5 protein-coding genes and 1 pseudogene are annotated in these 6469 nt (G+C 68.6%); 2 read left to right on the top strand and 4 right to left on the bottom strand.

Annotated elements, in window-relative coordinates:
- Positions 1-38 precede the first annotated feature (38 nt).
- Positions 39-401, bottom strand: a pseudogene (locus tag AC1D1G_RS39785) (Lrp/AsnC family transcriptional regulator); the annotation flags it as partial.
- A gap of 138 nt (positions 402-539) precedes the next feature.
- Between AC1D1G_RS39785 and AC1D1G_RS39780 the strand changes: the two are divergent.
- Both AC1D1G_RS39780 and AC1D1G_RS39775 read left to right on the top strand, forming a co-directional pair.
- Positions 540-4052 carry an indolepyruvate ferredoxin oxidoreductase family protein gene (locus AC1D1G_RS39780; protein WP_477956338.1) on the top strand — a complete coding sequence of 1171 codons (3513 nt, stop codon included), beginning with the start codon at positions 540-542 and terminating at the stop codon, positions 4050-4052.
- Positions 4053-4058: 6 nt separating this feature from the next.
- A complete protein-coding gene (locus tag AC1D1G_RS39775) occupies positions 4059-5153 on the top strand; it encodes a Glu/Leu/Phe/Val family dehydrogenase (RefSeq protein ID WP_477956337.1) in 1095 nt (364 codons plus the stop codon).
- Positions 5154-5221: 68 nt separating this feature from the next.
- Here the strand turns inward: AC1D1G_RS39775 and AC1D1G_RS39770 are convergent, their stop codons facing one another.
- From AC1D1G_RS39770 to AC1D1G_RS39760, 3 genes are all read right to left on the bottom strand, one after another.
- Complete coding sequence (locus tag AC1D1G_RS39770) at positions 5222-5635, bottom strand: ester cyclase (protein WP_477956336.1); 414 nt, start codon at positions 5633-5635, stop codon at positions 5222-5224.
- Between the two features lie 84 nt (positions 5636-5719).
- The gene (locus AC1D1G_RS39765; protein WP_477956335.1) at positions 5720-6193 is read right to left on the bottom strand and encodes a winged helix-turn-helix transcriptional regulator; all 474 of its coding nucleotides are present in this window, start codon (positions 6191-6193) and stop codon (positions 5720-5722) included.
- Positions 6194-6303: 110 nt separating this feature from the next.
- On the bottom strand, positions 6304-6469 hold a 166-nt coding region (locus AC1D1G_RS39760; RefSeq protein ID WP_477956339.1), incomplete at its 5' end, for a TetR-type transcription factor C-terminal domain-containing protein.

The raw sequence follows: 6469 nt of genomic DNA, 5'->3' as shown, positions 1-6469 counted from the left end.
GTGGTCGAAAGCGTGATTCCGGGCAGGTTCGCGATCTACTCCAGCAACTTCTGCAGCTCCGCGTGCGTGGACGTGGCCACCCGCACCAGCAGATCTTCGCGGCCGGTGGTCGCGTGGATCTCGATGACCTCCGGCAGGTCCACGAGGCGGTTGCCGACGGCGGTGAGCTTGCCCTGTTCGAGTTCGAGCCCGACGAACGCCTGGATGGGAATCCCGACCTCGGCGAGGTCGAGGTTGGGGCGGAAGCCGGTGAGCAGTCCGCTGGTCTCCATGCGCTTCATCCGGGACTGCACGGTGTTGCGGGCGACGCCCAGCGAGTTGGCGAGTTCGGCCACGCTCATGCGTGAGTCCTTGCCGAGCAGTCCGAGCAACTGCACGTCGAGCTTGTCGATGCTGAGCACTTTGGGTACCTCCGGGAAGTGACGACCGTCACCTGTTGCGTGAACTGATCAGTTGATCCGATTTGCGTTGACCAAATCTTAGACCAGATACAGGATCAAGCTCACGAAATGCTCAACGCGACGGATCGGGAATCGCAGATGACTCAGCTAGACGACGCTCGCACCAGTGCAGCATCCTTTGATCTCGCCGACCGATACCGGGCCGACTCGGGCCCGGTGTTGATGACCGGTGTGCAGGCCATCGCCCGCCAGCTGGTGGAGCAGCACGAACGCGACCGCCGCGCGGGACTGAACGTCGCGACGTTCGTCTCCGGCTACCAGGGCAGCCCCCTCGCCGGACTCGACCGCACCATCGCCGCCATCCCCACGTTGAGCACCGACCACGACGTGAAGTTCGTGCCCGGCATGAACGAGGAACTCGCCGCGACGTCCGTCTGGGGCAGCCAGGTCGACCTCCCGCAGGGCGAGCGCACCCACGACGGCGTCGTCGGCGTCTGGTACGGCAAGGGTCCCGGCCTGGACCGCGCCAGCGACTCCATCCGGCACGCCGCCATGTACGGCGCGAACGCCCGCGGCGGCGTCCTCGTCCTCGTCGGCGACGACCCCAACGCCAAGTCCTCCACCATCCCCTGCGCCAGTGAGCGGTCCATGGCCGCGATGGGCATGCCCGTGTTCTTCCCGCGCAACGCCGAGGAGGTCATCACGTTCGGCCTCTACGGTGTGGCGCTGTCGCGGATCTCCGGCTGCTGGTCGGGCATGAAGATCGTCGCCGACGTGGCCGACGGACTCTGGACCCTCGACCGCAACTTCGCCGACCTCGACATCGTGCTCCCCGAGATCGAGTGGAACGGCAAGCCGTGGTCGTACCGGCAGCGCGTGCTCGCGTCCCCGCCCGACAGCGTCTACGCCGAGGCCGACCTGTACGGGCCGCGCTGGGCGATGGTCGAGGCGTTCAACGCCGCCAACGAGATCGACAAGATCGAGGTGAACCCGCGCAGCGCGTGGCTGGGCATCGCCGCCGTCGGCACCGCCTACGACTCGCTGCGCCAGGCCCTGCTCGACCTCGGGCTCGGCGACTCCCAGCTCGAGGACGCCGGCATCCGCATCCTCCGCGTCGGCATGCCCTACCCGCTGGGCGCCGACAAGGTTCGCGAACTCGCCGACGGCGTCGAGCAGGTCCTCGTCGTCGAGGAGAAGATGCCGTTCGTCGAGTCGCAGCTCAAGGACATCCTCTACGGCGGCGCCAGCGCACCGGCAGTGCTGGGGAAGAAGAACGCGCAGGGCAAGAACCTGATCCCCGTCGACGGTGAACTGACCGCCGCCCGTCTCACCGGACCGCTGCGCCGCGTCCTGAAGGACCGGGTCGCGCTGACGCCGGCCCCGCCGCCGCGCCTCGAGCTGACCGTCCTCCCGACGTCGCGCACCCCGTACTTCTGCTCCGGCTGCCCGCACAACCGCTCCACCGCGGTGCCCGAGGGATCGATCGCGGGCGGCGGCATCGGCTGCCACACCCTGGTCACGATGTCCGGCCGCACCGACAGCGCCGTCACGATGCTCACCCAGATGGGCGGCGAGGGCGCGCAGTGGATCGGGCAGGCCCCGTTCAGCGACGTCAAGCACATGTTCCAGAACGTCGGCGACGGCACCTACTTCCACTCCGGCCAGCTCGCCGTGCAGGCGTGCGTCGCCGCAGGCGTCAACATCACGTACAAGGTGCTCTACAACTCCGCCGTCGCGATGACCGGGGCGCAGGACGCCGAGGCCGGGCTGACCGTGCCGCAGTTGACCCACAAGCTGGCGTCCGAGGGCGTCAAGCAGATCATCGTGTGCGCCGAGGAGCCCAAGCGGCACAAGGGTGCCCACTTCGCCGCCAACACGCTGCTGTGGGACCGGACCCGCCTCGACGAGGCGCAGCGCGTCCTGCGCGACATCGAGGGTGTCACCGTGCTGATCTTCGATCAGCAGTGCGCCGCCGAGGCCCGCCGCAAGCGCAAGCGCGGCAAGCTGCCCGCCCGCCGCACCCGCGTCGTCATCAACGAGGCCGTCTGCGAGGGCTGCGGCGAYTGCGGCGTCAAGTCCAACTGCCTGTCCGTGCAGCCCGTCGACACCGAATTCGGCCGCAAGACCAAGATCGACCAGACCAGCTGCAACACCGACTACTCCTGCCTCGAGGGCGACTGCCCGTCGTTCGTGACGGTCGAGCTGCCCGAGGAAGGCGCACCGAAGACGTTGCGCGAGATCCCGGTTCCGCCAGAGGTCGGCGACCCCGACCCCGCCGTGTGGACCGGAACGCACAACCTGTTCATGGCCGGTGTCGGTGGTACCGGCATCGTCACCGTCAACCAGGTACTCGGCATGGCCGCACTGCGCGCCGGGCTGCACGTCGAGGGACTCGACCAGACCGGACTCAGTCAGAAGGCCGGACCCGTAACCTCGCACCTGCGGCTCAGCGATCAGAAGACACGGTCGGGAAGATCGGCGCCGTCCAACCGAATCAGCCCCGCGACCGCCGACTGCGTCCTCGCATTCGACCTGCTGACGGCGGCCGACGCCAAGTACGCCGGCTTCGGCAGCTCCGAGCGGACCATCACCGTCGCGTCGACCAGCCAGACCCCGACCGGCGACATGGTCTACGACCCCGCCGTCCGCTACCCGGACGAGGACAAGCTGCTCGAGCGTCTCGACGTCTCGGCCCGCGAACTGACCGCGATCGACGGGCTCGCCGCCGCCACCGCACTGTTCGRCAGCACGGCCGCCGCCAACTTCCTGCTGGTCGGCGCGGCCTACCAGGCCGGCGGACTGCCCGTCCCCGCCCGCTTCATCGAGGAAGCCCTCGAGATCAACGGCGTCGCCGTCGAGTCCAACAAGGCCGCATTCCACTGGGGACGCGTCGCCGTCGCCGACCGGGAAGCCTTCCTCGCCGCCACCAGCTCGGCCGCCGTGCCCCAGCGCAGCGACACCGTCGTCCCGACGCACCTGTTCGCCGGATCCACCCTGGACGGCACGACGCTCGAACTCACCGAACGCCGCGCCGCGAACCTCGTCGCCTTCCAGGGCGACCGCGTCGCCGCCCGCTACATCGCCCTGGTGCAGCAGACATGGGACGCCGAGCGCGAACTGGGCAGCCGGACCGAGTTCAGCGAGGCCGTCGCCGCCGGCCTGCACAAGCTCACCGCCTACAAGGACGAATACGAAGTGGCCCGGATGCTCACCGACCAGGCGTTCCTCGACGCCGCCGCCGGCGAGGTCCCCGGCGCGGGCAAGCTCACCTACAAGCTGCACCCGCCCGTCCTCAAGGCCATGGGCCGCAAGACCAAGATCGGATTCGGCCCCCGCTCACACGTCGCGCTCAAGACCCTCGCCAAGGCGAAGTTCCTCCGCGGCACCGCGTTCGACCCGTTCGGCTACGCCAAGGTCCGTCGCCTCGAGCGTCAGCTGCTCGCACACTACGAGACCACGGTGGCCCGCCTCGTCGCCGACCTCTCCGCCGACACCTACGACACCGCAACGCTGATCGCCGCGACCCCCGACCTCGTCCGGGGCTACGAGGACGTGAAGCTGCGCAACGTCACCGTCTACCTCCAGCGTCTCGCCGAACTCGGCGTCGACACCTCCACCATCACGATTGCCACCACTCCGGAAAGGTCCTGAGAAGACATGACTCTCACCGCGGAACGTCACGACACCGCACTGCCCGAAAACGCTGGAGTGTTCGAGCGCACCGATTTCCCCACCGACACCGCCCACGAGCAGGTGACGTTCTTCCAGGACCCCGCCACCGGACTCAAGGCGATCGTCGCGATCCACGACACCACCCTCGGACCGGCGCTCGGCGGAACCCGCTTCTACCCGTACGCCGACGAGGCCGCCGCACTCAAGGACGTCCTGCGCCTGTCGCGGGGCATGACCTACAAGTCGGCGATCGCCGGAGTCGACCTCGGCGGCGGCAAGGCCGTCATCATCGGCGACCCCGCCACCGGAAAGTCGGAGGCGCTGCTCGAGGCGTACGCCCGGTTCGTTCAGACGCTCGGCGGCCGGTACATCACCGCCGGCGACGTGGGCACCAACTCCGACGACCTCGACGTGATGGGCCGCGCCACCGACTACGTCGTCGGACGCAACACGGCCGCCGGYGGGTCCGGCGACAGCGCCCCGATGACCGCCCTCGGCGTGTTCCAGGGCATGCGCGCCGCCGCCCAGGCCACGTGGGGCACCGCGAGCCTCGCCGGCCGCACCGTCGGCGTCGAGGGCACCGGCAAGGTCGGCTACCAGCTGATCAAGCTGCTGCTCGCCGACGGCGCGTCGGTGGTCGCCACCGACGTCAACGCCGCCGCACTCGACCGCGTGGCCCGGGACTTCCCCGACGTCAAGATCGCGTCGAGCGTCATCGGCCAGGAACTCGACGTCTACGCACCCTGCGCGATGGGCGCCACGCTCACCGACGAGTCCGTCRCCGCGATCACGGCCCAGGTGATCTGCGGGGCCGCGAACAACCAGCTCGCCCACCCCGCGGTCGAGCACGACCTCGGCGAACGCGGCATCACCTGGGTTCCCGACTACGTCGCCAACGGCGGCGGACTCATCCAGGTCGCCGGCGAGCGGCTCGGCACGTCCGCCGACGACGTCCGCGCGCAGGTCGAGAAGATCTTCGCCACCGTCGTCCAGATCCTCGACGTCGCGAAGCAGGACGGCATCCTCGCCGGCGCCGCAGCCGACGCCGTTGCCGAGGCCCGCATCGCAGCAGCCAGGTAGGCGGCTCCGCCGCTCGTGCGCCTTTTTGGTAGCTCCCGCAACCAGAAAGGCGCACGGGCGCGAAGCGCCTAGGCCGTCAGCCGCCGGTGCAGCTCCCAGGCATTGCGCTCGACGCGATTGGATTCGAGCATCCCGTCGGCGCGGACGCTCCACACCGCGGTGCCGGTCAGGTGAATGGGTTGCCCGTCGGGTTCGGTGCCCATGAATCCGCGGTTGCGGCCGGTCATTTCCCACAGCGACGCGACGCGGGAACCGTCCTCGTTCTGGAACGTTTCGACGGGGATGAACTCCAGATCCTCGACGGTGGACTGAAACTTCAGCACCCATTCCTTGAAGGCGTCCCGGCCGCGGATCGCCTCTCCACCGGTGACGATGACGAAGTCGTCGACGACGAGCTCGTCGATCGCGTGCGGGTCTTGGGGTGACTGCCACACCCGGGCCCAGAAATTCTCGACTGCGTGAACTCCGTGTTGTACAGACATGGTTTCCTTGCTCTCTCACTAACTTGGAATTTCCAAGTTAGCATGGATACGACGAGGTCGCGCCCCGTTCTTCACGAGTTCGGGTTAACCCTGCGAATCGCCCGCCGGGGCCGGAGCACCCTGCTGTACATGCAGAGTCGATGCGGGGACGCGGCGACCGTCGTCGGTGACGAAGGCGAGGGACACGGCCTCGCCGGTGGTCTCGTCGGTGTACTCGGGGGAGGTGCTACCCGGACGCGGCAGATGGTCGCGACCGAACTGGCCCAGCGCCCCGATCACGACATGCAACTGCTTGCCCTTCTCCGTCAGCACATACTCCAGACGTTCCCGCGACCCCTCCTGACGATAGGCGCGACGTTCGAGGATCCCTTCGTCGACGAGCATCGCCAACCGTGCGGTGAGTACGTCGGACGCCACCCCGAGACTGCGGGTGAACTCCGAGAACCGGCTGTGGCCCCAGAAGGCGTCGCGGATGATGAGCAGCGTCCACTTGTCGCCCAGGAGTTCGAGGGTGCGCGCGATGGAGCAACGGGCGGGGGTGGCCGACGACGGACTCATGCAACGAGGATAGTCCGTACTGGCTTGGTGCGTCCAAGCCAGCGGCTCCGCCGCCCGTGCGCGGCGAACGAGTGCAGAGACTCGTCAACCGCGCACGGGCGCGAAGCGCCTCACGCCCGCATCCCCGTGACGACGGCGTCGAGGAACTCGTCCGCGATCTCCTCGGGTGTCTCGGAGCCCGCGGGGGTGATCCAGAGGTAGCTGTAGTTGAACATGCCCAGCAGGCCCTTGACCATCAGCCGCGGCAGAGCACGGAACTGTCCGTCGCGGATGCCC

It is taken from the genome of Rhodococcus sp. P3_B8 (assembly GCF_056402775.1).
This window is presented reverse-complemented; position numbering and strand designations above follow the sequence as displayed.